The 15181-nt window shown below is 61.5% G+C and carries 15 protein-coding genes; 9 read left to right on the top strand and 6 right to left on the bottom strand.

The genetic code is table 11. The features are described from left to right. Positions 1 to 358: 358 nt before the first annotated feature. Both IVB27_RS13395 and IVB27_RS13390 read right to left on the bottom strand, forming a co-directional pair. Positions 359 to 946, bottom strand: a complete 588-nt coding sequence (locus IVB27_RS13395) for an ANTAR domain-containing response regulator (RefSeq protein WP_247444023.1) — start codon at positions 944 to 946, stop codon at positions 359 to 361. Next, positions 943 to 2118: a transporter substrate-binding domain-containing protein gene (locus IVB27_RS13390; protein ID WP_247444022.1), complete on the bottom strand. Its 1176-nt coding sequence runs from the start codon at positions 2116 to 2118 to the stop codon at positions 943 to 945. The genes IVB27_RS13395 and IVB27_RS13390 overlap by 4 nt, the downstream gene beginning before the upstream one ends. A gap of 408 nt (positions 2119 to 2526) precedes the next feature. Here IVB27_RS13390 and IVB27_RS13385 point away from each other — a divergent pair, with 408 nt between their 5' ends. The 9 genes from IVB27_RS13385 to IVB27_RS13345 all read left to right on the top strand — a co-directional run bounded on the left by IVB27_RS13385 (position 2527) and on the right by IVB27_RS13345 (position 11987). After that, on the top strand, positions 2527 to 3927 hold the full coding sequence (locus IVB27_RS13385) for an amidase (protein ID WP_247444021.1): 1401 nt from the start codon (positions 2527 to 2529) through the stop codon (positions 3925 to 3927). 17 nt (positions 3928 to 3944) lie between these two features. Next, positions 3945 to 4940, top strand: coding sequence for an acetamidase/formamidase family protein (locus IVB27_RS13380; RefSeq protein ID WP_247444020.1), 996 nt, complete (start codon positions 3945 to 3947; stop codon positions 4938 to 4940). A 34-nt stretch (positions 4941 to 4974) separates the two neighbouring features. Next, positions 4975 to 6216: an urea ABC transporter substrate-binding protein gene (locus IVB27_RS13375; protein ID WP_456664018.1), complete on the top strand. Its 1242-nt coding sequence runs from the start codon at positions 4975 to 4977 to the stop codon at positions 6214 to 6216. Positions 6217 to 6315: 99 nt separating this feature from the next. Further along, positions 6316 to 7182 (top strand): ABC transporter permease subunit, encoded by an 867-nt coding sequence (locus tag IVB27_RS13370; protein ID WP_247444019.1) that lies wholly within the window; start codon positions 6316 to 6318, stop codon positions 7180 to 7182. Between the two features lie 12 nt (positions 7183 to 7194). Beyond that, complete coding sequence (locus IVB27_RS13365) at positions 7195 to 8268, top strand: branched-chain amino acid ABC transporter permease (protein ID WP_247444018.1); 1074 nt, start codon at positions 7195 to 7197, stop codon at positions 8266 to 8268. A gap of 2 nt (positions 8269 to 8270) precedes the next feature. Then, positions 8271 to 8990: an ABC transporter ATP-binding protein gene (locus tag IVB27_RS13360; protein ID WP_247444017.1), complete on the top strand. Its 720-nt coding sequence runs from the start codon at positions 8271 to 8273 to the stop codon at positions 8988 to 8990. Next, positions 8980 to 9690: an ABC transporter ATP-binding protein gene (locus IVB27_RS13355; RefSeq protein ID WP_247444016.1), complete on the top strand. Its 711-nt coding sequence runs from the start codon at positions 8980 to 8982 to the stop codon at positions 9688 to 9690. Before IVB27_RS13360 ends, IVB27_RS13355 begins: the two co-directional genes overlap by 11 nt. A 46-nt stretch (positions 9691 to 9736) precedes the next feature. Then, complete coding sequence (locus tag IVB27_RS13350; protein WP_247444015.1) at positions 9737 to 10498, top strand: SDR family NAD(P)-dependent oxidoreductase; 762 nt, start codon at positions 9737 to 9739, stop codon at positions 10496 to 10498. 85 nt (positions 10499 to 10583) lie between these two features. After that, positions 10584 to 11987 carry an amidase gene (locus IVB27_RS13345; protein WP_247444014.1) on the top strand — a complete coding sequence of 468 codons (1404 nt, stop codon included), beginning with the start codon at positions 10584 to 10586 and terminating at the stop codon, positions 11985 to 11987. A 400-nt stretch (positions 11988 to 12387) separates the two neighbouring features. Here IVB27_RS13345 and IVB27_RS42870 read toward each other — a convergent pair whose 3' ends face one another. The 4 genes from IVB27_RS42870 to IVB27_RS13330 form a co-directional block, all read right to left on the bottom strand. Further along, positions 12388 to 12759, bottom strand: coding sequence for a tripartite tricarboxylate transporter substrate-binding protein (locus IVB27_RS42870; protein ID WP_345946867.1), 372 nt, complete (start codon positions 12757 to 12759; stop codon positions 12388 to 12390). A gap of 5 nt (positions 12760 to 12764) precedes the next feature. Beyond that, entirely contained in the window at positions 12765 to 13085 is a 321-nt protein-coding gene (locus tag IVB27_RS42865; protein WP_253075538.1) for a tripartite tricarboxylate transporter substrate-binding protein, read from the bottom strand. A 267-nt stretch (positions 13086 to 13352) separates the two neighbouring features. Next, positions 13353 to 14054, bottom strand: a complete 702-nt coding sequence (locus IVB27_RS13335; protein ID WP_247444013.1) for an SMP-30/gluconolactonase/LRE family protein — start codon at positions 14052 to 14054, stop codon at positions 13353 to 13355. Positions 14055 to 14755: 701 nt separating this feature from the next. Continuing rightward, positions 14756 to 15007, bottom strand: coding sequence for a hypothetical protein (locus IVB27_RS13330; protein WP_247444012.1), 252 nt, complete (start codon positions 15005 to 15007; stop codon positions 14756 to 14758). Positions 15008 to 15181: the final 174 nt, after the last annotated feature.

Here is a 15181-nt window from a genome sequence, read left to right as displayed (position 1 = left end):
ATTTAGTTGACGCGCGGTTGTCCTGGAAATCCTAGCAACTGAAAAGCGACGCATACGAATCGGAGTAAGCATGCCGACTGATAAGGTTTCATACGAAAGCTTATCAGTTGGGCGCTGGACGGGAGATGGATGCCTGATTTGTCTCAAATAGCAGACCGCAGCTACAGCCGTTGGGATGTCAACTATGCGGCCAGAAGCCGAAACCAGAGTTTGCCCGATGGTGCCAATCAGTTGAGAGCTCATCGAGCGCTATGCGCGTGCTACGGCTCATCTTCTCGATGTGACGATGCAACAGCAAAGAGTCCAGCGGGGCATAGGAGATTGCGGCCTGTCACGCCCGCCCGCAGCTGGAGGCGATCTAACCCGTTGCGCGTGGGAGCATGCCGCTTGCCGTAATCTCTGCCGAAAGCTCTTCGATCGTCTTGCGTTGCTCCATGGCGGCTTTTCGGATCAGCGCAAAGGCGGCAGGTTCGGCAAGCGCATGCGAATGCATCACCTGGAGAACGGCGGCAAGTACGACACGACGTGACCGCAGGCGCTGCTCGAGTTTGAGGATCTGTTGCTTCAATTCGCTTGTGCGATGGTTTCGCTCGAATGCCATGACGAGCGCTGCATAGATGCCGGCCGATCGCAGCGGCTTAATCAGGAACGAAGCTGGGTCGAGCTCGAACACCAACTTCAAGCGGCTTGGGGTCTCGGTGCCGACCAGCGCGATGACAGGTGATCGCGCCAGGTACGCGCGTTGCGCCGGTTGCAGTAAGGGCAGGAATTCGTCATCGATCAGCGACAGATCCGGTGTGAAGCCGACGGGCTCACCCGGCGTCCATGCAACACCCTCGATCCCGAGACGCTCGAACTGGCGTCGCACGATGGTCGCATCGCGTTCGTCCTTGATGGCAACGAGCGCCTTGCGTCCGCGCAGCGAAAATGAAGACGGTCTGCTCATTTCACAACCCGCAAATGCGGCGCGTTCGGCAATGCGCCGCCCATCGAGATCTCCTTCGAAGGGCTGACCGCAACGTCGAGCTGCGTCAGGTAAGGATCAGGCTTAACAGGCGCGTCGGCTTCCCAGAAGATATCGAACTGTCCTCGCGGATTGGATACGGCAAGCCGCGGTGTAAGGACGCAATGATTGTTGCCGCCGTCGATCCACACCGGTCCTTGCGGCGAATTGTAGCGATATCCCGCCGCGGCGCGCTGCACCTCGGCAATGTCGGACGTGCCCGCGCGCTGCAGCGCGCGCGCCAGCAGATAGACTGCGACATAGGCGGATTGCCCGTCAACGGAGGGGCTGCTGTCCTCGCCATGGCGCGCCTTCCAGCGCGCTACGAAGGCGCGGTTCTCCGGCAGCCGGATGCTCTCGAAATAGGCCGACGACGTGATACAGCCGGCCGATGCCGGCCCGACGATCGCCAGTTCCGGCTCGCACAGGCTACAGCTCAGCATGGGAATCTCCAGCCCGGCAGCCTTGGTGCCGGCGTGAAATGCGCGGATGAAGTCGTAGCTCGAGCTTCCGACCAGCGTATTGAACACGATCGGCGGTTTGCGGCGAACGATTTCGTCGACGATGTGACCGACGGCGCTTTCGCCGAGCTCGAGCAGCCGCTCGGCGAGGATGTGGCCATCTGCCGCGCTGACCAGTTCACGGGTGACGCGATTGGTCTCCCACGTCCACACGTAGTTGGAGCCGACGCAGAAGATTTCCCGTGACAGATTGTCGAGCACGTAGCGGACCAGCGGCAGCACGTTGTGATTGGGCGAGGCGCCGACATAGATCACGTTGTCCGAGCACTCGAAGCCTTCATAGCGGGCAGGATACCAGAGCAGGCGATCGGTGCGCTCCACGATGGGAAGCACCTGCTTGCGCGAGGCCGAGGTGTAACAGCCGATGATGTGCTCGACGCCGACATTGCGAATGAGGTCGTCACAGACCGTGTGATATTCGGAGACGATGCCGCGGGGATCGCGAATATGGGGCGCGATCGCGAAGTCGAACTCCGCCTGGCTGTTGATCTCGTCGACCGCCATCATCGCGCTCTTGAGGATCTCGCGGCCCATTGCCTGATAAGGCCCGGACTGCGAGCAGATGATGCCAACGGGAACATACGGCTTTGTCATTGACTGCTTTCGATCGCGTAACGCGAAGATGAAATCATCATCGCCGATGACAGCGCAAGTGGCTTGCCGTTTTGCTGCGCAGCACTCTCGAAATTTAGGCAGACAGCATCGTTGACAACGCGATGGGCAGGTCCTTAGACTTTTCTCCTACAGGGTGACCTGTCGAACCTCGCGTGCGCCGATCTGGCCGATGACGTCCAGCTCCTTGCACTAAGTGCTTCGTTCGATCACGGACCCTAAAGCGACAGATCATAGCCGCGGCATTTGAGCCATTCGTCACCTCATTCGGGAGGGACGGGTGGCTTTTTTCGTTTGCCGCCGGGAAAGCTGGCGATGCGTCCGCGTAGCCAGAACGGTGACGCATGTGCGAGACGGCGATGTGTCATGTGAGCGGGAGGATGAAGAGCGATGGCGGAAACGGATCTCCACTATCTCGGGCTCGTCGACATCGGGCGAAAGATCCAGGCGAAGGACCTGTCGCCGGTCGAAGCGACCAAGGCGATGCTCGGGCGGATCGAGAAGCTCGACGGCAAGCTCAAGAGTTTCGCGCATGTGATGGCTGACTCAGCGCTTGCCGACGCCGCCGTGGCCGAGAAGGAAATCGCCTCCGGCAAGGTCAAAGGACCGCTGTATGGGGTGCCGGTGGCGGTCAAGGATCTCTGCTGGGCCAGGGGCGCGCCTGCCGCGCACGGCATGACGATCCATCACGATTTTCGTCCGACTGAGGACGCAACGGTGGTTGCGCGGCTGAAGGAGGCCGGCGCAATCATTCTTGGTAAGCTGCAGCAGACCGAAGGAGCTTACGCCGATCATCATCCGAAGATTGATCCGCCGAAAAATCCGTGGAACGCGGATCTTTGGCCCGGCGCATCCTCGAGCGGTTCCGGCGTCGCTACCGCGGCTGGCCTCTGCTTCGGCTCGCTCGGCACCGATACCGGCGGTTCAATCCGCTTTCCGTCAGCGGCCAACGGCGTCACCGGGCTTAAACCGACCTGGGGACGAGTCAGCCGCTACGGCGCTTTCGAACTTGCGGCGACGCTGGATCACATCGGCCCGATGGCGCGGAGCGCTGTCGACTGCGGCGCAATCCTCGGCGTCATCGCGGGGCAGGATCCCAGGGACACGACGTCGGTGCCGCTGCCTGTGCCCGACTATCTCGCCGGTCTCTCCGGCGACCTGCGCGGTGTGACGATCGGCGTCGACCGGCGCTGGACCAGCGAAGGAACCGATGGCGATGCGGCGAAGGTCCTGACCGAAGGGTTGCGTGTGGCGGCCGATCTCGGCGCGAAGATCAATGAGATCATTTTCCCCGATCCCAAGGCGGTCATCGACGACTGGTTCCCGCTCTGCGGCATCGAGGTCGCCGTCGCGCACGAAGACACCTATCCGGCGCGCAAGGACGAGTATGGCCCGGCGCTCGCGGGTCTGCTCGATCTCGGCCGGCAGCAGTCCGGCATGGACTACCAGAAGATCGTGCTTCGCCGCGAGGCATTTCGCGGCGCGGTCCGTGTCCTGTTCGAGACCGTCGATCTCGTCGCGGTGCCGGCACAGGCGTTCGCCGCGCCCACGCTCGCCAAGATGGCGGCGCTCGGCGAGGACGCCTCGCTGATCGGCGGACTGCTGCGCTTCACGTGTCCATTCGACATGACGGGAAGTCCGACCGTGACGCTGCCCGGCGGGTTCGCGGCGAATGGCGGTCCGGTCGGCTTCCAGTTCGTTGGTCGTCATTTCGACGAGGCCGGACTTGTGCGGGCGGGCGACGCGTTCCAGCGCGTCACCGACTGGCACAAACGTCATCCCGGGGTCTGAGTTGAGGAGCTGATCACATGTCCGAAGACTGGTTGAAGACATCAATCATGACCAAGCGCGCGGTCGCCAAAGGCGCGACTGGCGCGACGCATAGCCTGACGATCGAGCAGCAGGGCGGCTTCCATTATGTCTACGGCCCCTATGCCAAGCCGACCCTGTCGATCGACCCGGGTGGGATCGTTGTCGTCGAGACGGAAGATGCCTTTGGCGGCGTGCTCACCAGCGAAAGCGACAGCCCAACCGCCAAACTGAATTTCCCCTATCTCAACCCGCAATGCGGACCGATCGCCGTCAAGGGCGCCAAGAAGGGCGATTGTCTCGCGATCTATATCCGCGACGTCGAGACGCGGGGTGAACAGCCGGCCGGTACGACCTGTATCATTCCGGAATTCGGCGGGCTGGTTGGAACAAGCTCGACGGCGCTGCTCAATCCGCCGCTGCCGGAACGCGTAAAGAAACTGCATGTCGACAGGAACGGCATACGCTGGAACGACAAGATCACGCTGCCCTACGAGCCGTTCATCGGCACCATCGGCGTCTCGCCGGAGATCGAGGCGATCTCCTCGCTGCAGCCGGACTATCACGGCGGCAACATGGATCTGCCCGACGTCGCTCCGGGTGCAATCATCTATTTCCCGGTCCATACCGACGGCGGAATGCTCTACGTCGGCGATTGCCACGCAACGCAAGGCGACGGCGAGCTGTCCGGCGTGGCGCTGGAGCAGCGCGCGACCGTCACACTGCAGGTCGACCTGATCAAGAACTGGAGTTTTGCCTGGCCCCGGCTTGAGACCAAGGACTTCATCATGACGATCGGAAGCGCGCGTCCGCTCGAGGACGCGGCGCGCATCGCCTATCGTGAGCTCGTGCGGTGGATGGCGGCAGATTACGGATTCGATGAGATCGACGCCTACATGCTGCTCAGCCAGACGGGCCGCATGCGCCTCGGCAACATGGTCGACCCCAAATATACGATGGGAGCATCGATCCTGAAGAATTACCTCAAGCCATGACATCCAGCCGCTTTCAAAAACAGGGGACATCACGATGAGTTCAGGACGTAAGCTCGGAATCGTTTTGCTCGGCGCCATGCTTGGTACAGCTGCGGTGATGAATGTTGCACGCGCGGCAGAGCCGCCGTTGAAAGTGGGGCTGCTCGAGGACGTATCCGGCGATCTCGCCTTCATGGGCATGCCGAAGCTGCACGGTTCCCAGCTGGCCGTCGAGGAAATCAACAAGAGCGGCGGCATCCTGGGGCGGCAGATCGAGCTGATCCACCTCGATCCGCAGGGCGACAACGCCCGATATCAGGAATTCGGCCGCCGTCTGCTCAATCGCGACAAGGTCGACGTATTGATCGGCGGCATCACTTCGGCCTCGCGCGAAGCGCTGCGTCCGATCGTCGACCGCACCTCCACGCCTTATTTCTACACCAACCAGTATGAAGGCGGTGTCTGCGACGCCAGCATGATCAGCATGGGTGCGGTGCCTGAGCAGCAGTTCTCGACGCTGATACCGTGGATGGTCGAGAAGTTCGGCAAGAAAGTCTACGTCATCGCCGCCGACTACAATTTCGGTCAGATCTCGGCAGAGTGGAACCGCAAGATCATGAAGGATCTCGGCGGTGAGATAGTGGGCGAAGAGTTCATTCCGCTCGGTGTGTCGCAGTTCGCGCAGACGATCCAGAACATCCAGAAGTCGAAGCCGGATTGGCTGCTCACGATCAATGTCGGTGCCGCCCAGGATTCGTTCTTCGAGCAAGCCGCTGCCGCCAACCTCAACCTGCCGATGGGGTCTTCGATCAAGGTCATGCTCGGCTTCGAGCACAAGCGGTTCAAGCCGCCGGCGCTCAACAACATGCACGCAACCGCGAACTGGTTCGAGGAAATAGACACGCCTGAAGCGACCGAGTTCAAGAAGCGCTGGCACGCGAAATTCCCCGACGAACTCTACATCAACGACATGGGCTACAACGCCTATAACGCTCTCTACATGTACAAGGCGCTGGTCGAGAAGGCGAAGTCGATCAAGCTCGACGACATGCGGAAGGTGATCTCCAGTGGAGACGCCTGCATCGACGCCCCCGAAGGCAAGGTCTGCATCGATCCGAAGAGCCAGCATACCTCGCACCGCATGCGCCTGATCTCGGTCGGGCCGAAGCACGAAGTGAAGGTCGAGAAGGACTACGGGACGATCCAGCCCTACTGGCTTGGCGAGATCGGTTGCGATCTCACCAAGAAGAACGACAAGGATCAGTACACCCCGAGTCATCTCCCCAAGAAGTCGTGACGTCCGGCGGGCACAGATCTTGCTCGTGTTGAGTGTCACGATCTTGAACAAGGCCGGCGCCGCAACGATGCGGCGCCGGGATCGGCAAGGGGGATCAAGATGTCGGCTGAAGTATTCTCCCTGTTCTATCAGTTCGCCGACGTGTTTGCGTTCCTAATTCTTTCGGCCGCAGGCCTCGCCATTGTGTTCGGCATGATGGGCGTCATCAACATGGCCCACGGCGAGTTCATCATGTGTGGTGCCTATGTGACGGTTGGCCTTGTGAATCTCGGTGTGCCGCTCGCGATTGCCCAGATGCTGGCCGCGCTGACGGCGGGGCTCATCGGTGTCCTCGTCGAGTTCCTGGTCGTGCGGCGTTTCTACAAGCGGCCGCTGGATTCGTTGCTCGCGACCTGGGGGCTCAGTCTCATCGTGACGCAATCGATGCTCCTGATTGTCGGGTCTGCCGTACGGGGGATCGGAACGCCGGAGGGAAGCTTCGCAATCGGCGGTTATTCGTTTTCGACCTATCGTCTGGTGCTGTTCGGTTGCGCGGTGGCCGTGCTGGGCGGTCTCTACATCATCTTCATGAAGACGCGGTTCGGAGTGATCGCCCGCGCGACTATGCAGAACGCCGCGATGGCGAAGGCGCTGGGCGCGCGCACAGGCCGCATCTATGCGATCAGTTTCGGGATCGGCACCGGCCTCGCCGGGCTCTGCGGGGCGCTCTACGCGCCGACCATGACGCTGATTCCGACCATGGGTGCGACATTCGTGGTCGAAAGCTTCGTCACCGTCGTGATCGGAGGAGCGAACGTGCTGCTTGGAACGGCGCCGGCCGCGGTCTTCCTGGCGATAATCCGGATGGCGCTGAACGCGAGCTATGGGCAGATCATCGGTCAGATCGGCATGCTGGTGGCTGTCATTCTGATCATTCGGGTGTTGCCCGAAGGGCTCTCCAGCGTGCTGGTCCGCCGTGGGCGCTAAGGGGAAATGTTGATGTTCAAGCTGCTGGAAGGCCCACAGACGCTCGGACGCGGCAAGATCTTCTGGTCATGCTTCCTCGCCGTGCTCGCGGGTGCGCTGACTTATCCGCTGTTCGCCGATTCCTACGACGTGGGCAATTTCGCTTACTTCCTGATCTGGATCTTCATGGCGCTCGGCCTCTGCCTGATGTGGGGCTATGGCGGCATGCTGTCGTTCGGCCAGACCTTGTTCTTCGGCATTGCCGGCTATGGCTATGGCGTGCTCGCCATCAACATGGGCGGCGGCACTGCGACGATCGCCGCACTCGTGCTCTCGGTTGTCCTCGCGATGTTGGCGGCGGGAATCCTCGGCTACTTCATGATCTGGGGTGGGATCAACGGCATCTTCTTCGGCATCGTGACGCTGTCCGCGACGCTCGTGCTTGCCTTCTTCCTTGGTCAGACCGCTGGGCCGGAATGGCACATCGGCCCGGCGCGGTTGAACGGCTTCAACGGCATGAAGGGCATGGACCCGCTGACCGTGGGTGACTTCTATATCGAGGGATCGGCGCTCTATTACACCATGATCGCGCTGATCGTGATCGTCTATCTCGCGCTGCGCATGCTGGTCAATTCGGGGATCGGCAATGTCATCGTGGCAACGCGCGAAAATCCCCAACGCGCGGAGATGCTGGGCTATGACGTCCGGAAATACCAGCTGCTGACATTCGTGATCGGCAGCGGCCTCGCGGGCCTCAGCGGCGCACTCTACACGTCCTGGGGACAGTTTATCACGCCCTCCAGCATCGGCTTGCCGGCAGCCGCGATGCCGATCGTGTGGGTGGCCTTCTCCGGGCGAAACGATCTGACGGCGACCCTGGTCGGGTCGTTCCTGTTGCTGTTCGGCTTTCAGACAATCACGGTCTACAGCCAGCAGGCCGCGCTGGTGCTGATGGGCGCGCTGCTGCTCGCCACGGTGATGCTGGCGCCGCAGGGGTTTGTGCTCGGAATTGGCAAGCTTGCCGCCGACGGGTGGGGTGGGCGCCGACGGCGCGATGATGGCGCCGTCGCGGAGGAGGCCGGTCGCTTACAGCCGGAAGAATCCTGAACATGGCGCTGGTCGAGGTCAAAGGCGTATCCAAGCGCTTCGGCGGATTGACCGCTGTCTCCGATGTCGATCTTACGGTCAACGCGGGCGAGGTGCACTGCCTGATCGGTCCCAACGGTGCCGGCAAGAGCACGTTGTTCAAGCTGATCGTGGGTCTTTACCCACCCACCCAGGGCAGCATCCTGTTCGATACCGTCGACATCACCGCCGAGCGTCCATATGCGCGGGTGCAACGGGGCATGAGCATCAAGATGCAGGCTCCGAGCGTGTTCAAGGAACTTCCGGTCCGGCAGAACATTCAAATCGCGCTCCAGGAGCGATTGTCCGGGGCGGAACGCATCACAGAGGAGGATCGCCTGCTGACGCTGCTCAATCTCGGCCCGGACAGCGAAAAGCTCGCGGGGGCACTGTCGCACGGCCAGCAGCAATGGCTTGAAATCGGGATGGCACTGGCGCTGAAGCCGCAGCTCCTGTTGCTGGACGAGCCGACCGCCGGCATGTCTCCCGAGGAAACCTTCAAGACCGGGGAGTTGATCAAGTCGTTCAATGCCGAAGGCATGACTGTGCTTGTCGTCGAGCATGACATGGCCTTCGTGCGCCAGGTCGCCCAGCGCGTCACGGTGCTGCATCTCGGCAAGATATTTGCGCGCGGCAATCTCGAAAACATCCTGCAGGACGAGAAGGTCGCGGAAATCTATCTCGGTAAAACCCATGCCCACTGATCGGATTCTTGACGTATCGGAACTATGGGCGGGATACGGCGCGACGCCGATCCTGCAGGGTGTCACCATGTCGGTCTCGCGTGGCGAGATCGTCGGCGTGATCGGCCGTAACGGGGTCGGCAAGTCGACCCTGATGCGGTGCCTGATCGGCCTGCTGCAGACTTGGCGCGGCACGATCAACTTCATGGATCAGGACGTCACAAAGCTCGAAGCCGACGCGCGGGCGAGGGCGGGCTTCGGCTACATCCCGCAGGGGCGCGACGTCTTTCCGCAGATGACCGTTGAGGAAAACCTCCAGGTCGGCGAGTTGATCGGCGGTCCCGACGGTAAGAAGCTGCCGGAGCTCGTCTATGAGTATTTTCCGCGGCTCAGGGAACGCAGGCGGCAGGTCGCGGGGACCATGTCGGGCGGCGAGCAGCAGCAGCTCGCCATCGGCCGCGCGCTGATCGGCAATCCATCCTTGATGATCCTGGACGAACCGTCTGAGGGCATCCAGCCCTCGATCGTCCAACACATCTGCGGGGCGCTGAGATCGTTCCGGAACGAGCTCGGCACTACGATCATCTTCGTCGAGCAAAATCTCGACACGATCCTGGCGATCGCCGAGCGTTGTTACATCATGGAGAAGGGCAAGATCACGCAGTCGCTGGCAGGCGGCGAGGTCAACGAGCATAATGTCCGCGAGCAGCTTCTGCTCTGAACGGCCACGTCGCACGTTATAAGTCGTCAATAGGGAGGGAATGGACATGGATCTGGGACTCAAGGGAGCAAAGGTTCTCGTTACCGGCAGCACCAGGGGCATCGGCAAGGCGATAGCCGACACCTTCGCGGCGGAAGGTGCAGATGTCGGCATCTGCGCTCGCAACCAGGCCGACGTCGATAGTGCTGTCACCGCGATCAAGGCGAAAGGTGTTGCGGCGTTCGGCAGTTCGGTCGACGTCTCCAATGGGCCGGCGCTCAAGGTCTGGGTCGAGGATATGGCCTCGAAACTTGGCGGGATCGATATCGTCGTTGCCAATGTCAGCGCGCTGTCGATTGGGCAGGACGAGGAGAGCTGGGAGAAGGAGTTCTCCACCGACATGATGGGCACGGTGCGGCTGGTCAATGCGGCGATGCCGTATCTTGAGAAGAGCAAGGCCGCTGCGATCGTCACCATCTCGAGCGTGTCGGGCCGCGAGGTCGACTTCGCCAGCGGCCCCTACGGCACGTTCAAGGCTGCGATCATCCATTACACGCAGGGGCTCGCCTTCCAGCTTGCCGGCAAAGGCATCCGCGCCAACTCGGTCTCCCCCGGCAACACCTATTTCGAGGGCGGTGTCTGGAATCAGATCAAGGACGGCAATCCCGAACTGTACAACACCGCGCTGGCGCTCAATCCTACCGGCCGCATGGGAACGCCGCAGGAGATGGCGAACGGCGCTGTGTTCCTTGCCAGCAAGGCGGCGAGCTTCATCACGGGGACCAACCTCGTGGTTGATGGTGCCCTCACGCGCGGCGTGCAGTTCTAGGCGCATCTCGAGCAGCGTAGTCACGAGGCCGGCCGTCTGCGGCGCCGGTGGGCGAAGCCATTTCCGACAACAGCAGGGCTGTCAGATGTCAGCAGATCCAATTCACTACAAGTCGATCACCGAACTCTCCGAGCTGTTCCGCCGGGGTGAGCTCCTGCCTTCGAAAGTAACCGAGGCCATATTGAGCCGGATCGCGAAGCTCGATAGCAAGTTTTACGGTTACGCGCTCGTGCTCGCCGAGCGGGCCATGGCGCAAGCGAAGCGCTGTGACGCGGAGCTTGCCAAGGGCGTCTGGCGTGGACCATTGCATGGCGTGCCGATCGGATTGAAGGATCTCTGCTACACCACGTTCGCACCGACCGCAGGCGGCACTACGATCCATGCCAAGTTCGTTCCGTCCTTCAATGCGACGATCGTGGACCGGCTCGAGCACGCCGGTGCCGTCACTCTTGGCAAGCTCAAGATGACCGAGGGCGCCTATACCAGCCACCATCCGAACGATCAGGCGCCGCTCAATCCCTGGGGTGTCGATTACTGGGTCGGCTCCTCGTCAAGCGGATCGGGCGTGGCGACCTCGGTGGGGCTCTGCTTCGGCTCGATCGGCAGCGACACCGGCGGCTCGATCCGGTTTCCGTCGGCGACCTGCGGATTGACCGGCATCAAGCCGACTTGGGGACGCGTCAGCCGCCACGGCGTCTTTCCGCTGGCGGACTCGCTCGACCATATCGGGCCGATGTGTCGAAGCGCTGCCGACGCGGCGGCCATGCTCGGCGTCATCGCAGGTGCCGATGTCAATGACCCCACGGCCCTGCAGGCGCCGGTGCCGAACTATCTGGCCGGCATCGGTGACGGCATCCGGGGCGTACGGATCGGCGTGGACCGCAGCTACATCCAGGACGGGATCGATCCGCAGGTGGTCGCTGCGTTGCTGGAAGCCGAACGCACGCTGGCAGCGCTCGGTGCCGATATCCGCGAGGTCAAGTTCCCGGCCTACGAGAAGCTTGTCAGCATGTGGATCCCGATGTGCTCGATCGAAACGGCGGAGGCGCACCTGGAGACCTATCCGTCGCGAAAATCGGAATACGGCCCCGATCTGGCGCAGCTGATCGAGCAGGGCAGGTCGATGAGCGGTATCGAGATCGCGCAGATCCATCATGAGCGACTGAAGTTCTGCGGAAGTCTCGCCGCCTTGTTCGGCGATATCGACTTGCTGCTGATCCCCACAATGCCTGTGCCGATCCCGACGCTGACCAAGATGGCCGAATACGGTGCCGATCCGCACGTGCTGCTCAGTATCCTGCGCTTCACCGCGGTGTTCGACTTCTCGGGCAGCCCCACTATCACGCTGCCGAACGGGATGGCGTCGGACGGCCTGCCGCTCAGCATGCAGCTGGTGGGTCCGCATCTGTCCGAGGATGTGCTTGCCCGCGCTGGTCATGCCTTCCAGTCGGTAACGGACTGGCATACCCGGCGCGCGCCCATCGAATGAACGGGGTCACGGAATGATACCAAGACGCGCGCGCAATCTCCTAGCCTGCGGAGTCGACTGGCAGATAGGGCTCATTTAGCGAGTCCGACACGAAAGTTGGGTTGGTGAGCCCAGCAGTCAGTCGGCAACCGATATGGCTTGGTCGCAAATGGAGGCAGTTCGCGAACTGATAAAGGAAATTGCGAAAGCTTATCAGTGGTGGCCGGGCGTAGACAGGGTGACCGCTTCCGCCCATCTAGCAGGCTTGAGTTGTCGAAAGTCAGCTATGGCCATGAGCGGAAGTCGGATCGAACCGCATATCGTCGATCTCAGCGGATGCCTGGGTAGGCTTTTGGGGAGCCCGAGAGAGCCCGGACGCCACCGGAATTCAATGACTTCCTGCCGTCAGTAGGACTTGCAGTCAGTTACGGATTGGCGTAAGCGGCGCGCTCCGATCGACTGAATCTCGCTCGCAAGCGGCTGCAACCCGTTCGTCATATCGTCGAGACGCTTGCCATTCGGCTCCGGCTATGAAAGCGAGCACTGGAGCACCACCGGCTGAGCACTTGATGTATTCGGGATCGTTGAGGCTCTCGGCGATCGCGGCTTGCAGCTTCTTCGCGATGTCATCGGGCGCGCCCTTCGGCGGCGCAAAGCCGCGCTCGGCGGTCATGATGACGGGAACGCCGGCTTCCTCGGCCGTGGGTACGCCGGGCAATGATGAGGAACTAGGCTTAGACAGGATTGCGATAGCCCGGAGCTCTGCTTTGTTGGTACCGTGAAGCTTAGGCACTTTGCTCAGGCTGACCAGATGGCCGCTGCCGTTCCGCGATAGGAAATCTCATTCGGCTCGACGCCGGCCGCCTTTGCGAGCATGCGGATGGCCAGATGTCCGTTCGTGCCCGCGCCGTTATGGCCGAACGTGACCGAACCCGGCTTCTTGCGCTGCGCGTCGAGCACGCTTGCGAGGGTCGTGAACGGGCTGTCGTTGCGAACGACGATCACGCTGGGATCGTCGACCACGCGCGCAACCAGACGGATTTCGTCCCATGGTGTACAGGGTCTTTCATCGGCAGAAAGTTGTAGCCGGGGACGTTGACGACCCGATCGCGTAGGCATCGGGGACGGCGCGCGCAATCGCTGCGACCGCGATCTCGCCGCCGGCACCGGGCTTGTTGACGACGACAAATCTCGCGTTCCCGCCAAGTCTTTTCTCGACGAAGGGAAGAAGCTTGCGGGCCATCACGTCCGCCACCCGCGGCGAAGCCAACGACGACTTCGACCGGGTTGTCGTCGGGCCATGCGGCCCAGGCCGTCCCCGACGCGGTCAGGCCAACAATCAGAACTACCGTCTGCACCGTCCAGAGCATGAAGGTTATCCTTTCGCTATCGATGCGACGCCATCAACCGACCGGCGACGGGAAGGCGCGCAACCAGGACACAGCCGCTCTCGGATTCAGTGATGTAGAGGCTCTTGTTGTCGGGACCGCCATAGGCCACGTTGGTGGTGGCGAGCCCTTCGCAGGAGCGGATCCGATAGAGCGGCTCGCCCAGGCGGCTGAAAATCCAGTCGGTACCAAGACCGGCGTGAGCAATGGCAAGGTTGTCCTGCTCGTCTATCGCAAGGCCATCGGGCCCGCCGAGGCTCCCGGACAGTTGAATGAAGATGCCGACCTTCGATGCCGTGCCGTCGGGCATCAGCGGTATCCGCCAGATCGCATTGCCCCTTGTGGCGGCCACGTAGAGGATGTGTTCGCTGCCGTTGAGCACGAGGCCGTTCGGGCTGGGGACGTTGTTGACGATCTGGTCGAGCGTTCCGTCCACGCGCAGGCGATAGACGCGACCGGTCGGGTCGTGCATGCCGGTCTGGCCCTGGTCGGTGAAATAGATGTCGCCATTGCTGGCAAGGACCAGGTCGTTGATGCCTTTGAAACGCTCCGACCAGCGCCGCTCCAGCATGGACGTGACCTTGCCGCTGGCTGGATCGAGCGTCATGAGCCCACGGCGATAGTCCGTGATGACGATCCGCCCGTCGCGCGCGATCTTCAACCCGTTCGGCTCGCCGTCGTACGCCGCTTGGAATGGCATTCAACTGGGACACACCACTGGTGAGTGGCCTTGTGGTCACGGCGGGCGGAGTTGCTTTCACCGGGGCTATGGACGCGTATCTGCGGGCCTTCCGCCTCGACTTCGAGGCGCCGGTGGCGCAACCAGCGAAGGGCGCGGCCGGGCAGAAAAGGATGATGACCACCTGCACCCCCCGTCAAAAAATGTCCGGAGCAGCCTGCTCGTAACAAGCGCTGGATTTTTCGATCGCTACTTACGTTCCGGACGCAGGGCTGGGGTTCCCCATGCGATTTACAATCCGCGTGTAACCTATTGGTCTATATAGGCTCATTGAACGACCATTTTACAGCTAAGTACCTGTTTGCGTTCGTAGAAGATGAGACTCTTAATCAGCGGGTCCCAGGTTCGAGCCTTGGTGCGCCCACCATCTAATCCACAACAGCATCAGTCGCTTAGGCCGACCTCGGTTCGTTCTTTTGGCCGCCGTGCGGCACGCGCGCGGCAAAAATCCGCCGCACGCCGTGCGGCATTTCGAGCTAATCGCGCCTGTGCCACGGACGGCTCTTGTCGTTCTCGATCGCGCGCGCCCTTTGTGGTCGCAAGAAATCGGTCGATGAGCGCCTCTACCGTCGATCAGGCCGGTCAATACCGCCGCGGCGTTGTTCCTGCGGTCTTCCCGACTGACATCCAGAACGGGGCCGACGATTGGCCCTTTTAGCAACCTAGTCCAGCTTCAACAGGACTTCGTCTGCGTGAAGTCCGGCGGACAGGCGCTGTTGCAGTCCTTCCCCTAACGCTGCGGGCGCAACCGTGAGCAGGTGGCGATCGTCGGCAGTAACGGTAGCGAGGTTCGCCAGCCGGTCGGCGAGCTTGGAAAACGCACGTCGCGCCGGCATCGGTCGCCCGATAGACCAGAGCCAGTCTCCGCGTATCGCGTTAATTAAATGCAAAATGGGAGTCGAATAGGTGATCATCGGCAATGTCAATCGATCAAAAGAGGCAGTTAGCTACGTAAATTCCATTTCAATCCTCGATTTAATCGTGTTATTAAAATCAAGTAGATTGGCGCAGGTTTGGAATGTGTGAGATATAAGGCCATCCTGTCATTTATATTGGAAGTTGCCATGTCGGTCGATTGTGGTCGCGCA

The sequence above is a fragment of the Bradyrhizobium sp. 197 genome (assembly GCF_023073375.1).
Lineage (GTDB): Bacteria > Pseudomonadota > Alphaproteobacteria > Rhizobiales > Xanthobacteraceae > Bradyrhizobium.
Note: the sequence above shows the minus strand (reverse complement) of the source record. Positions and strands in the feature narration are given on the sequence as shown.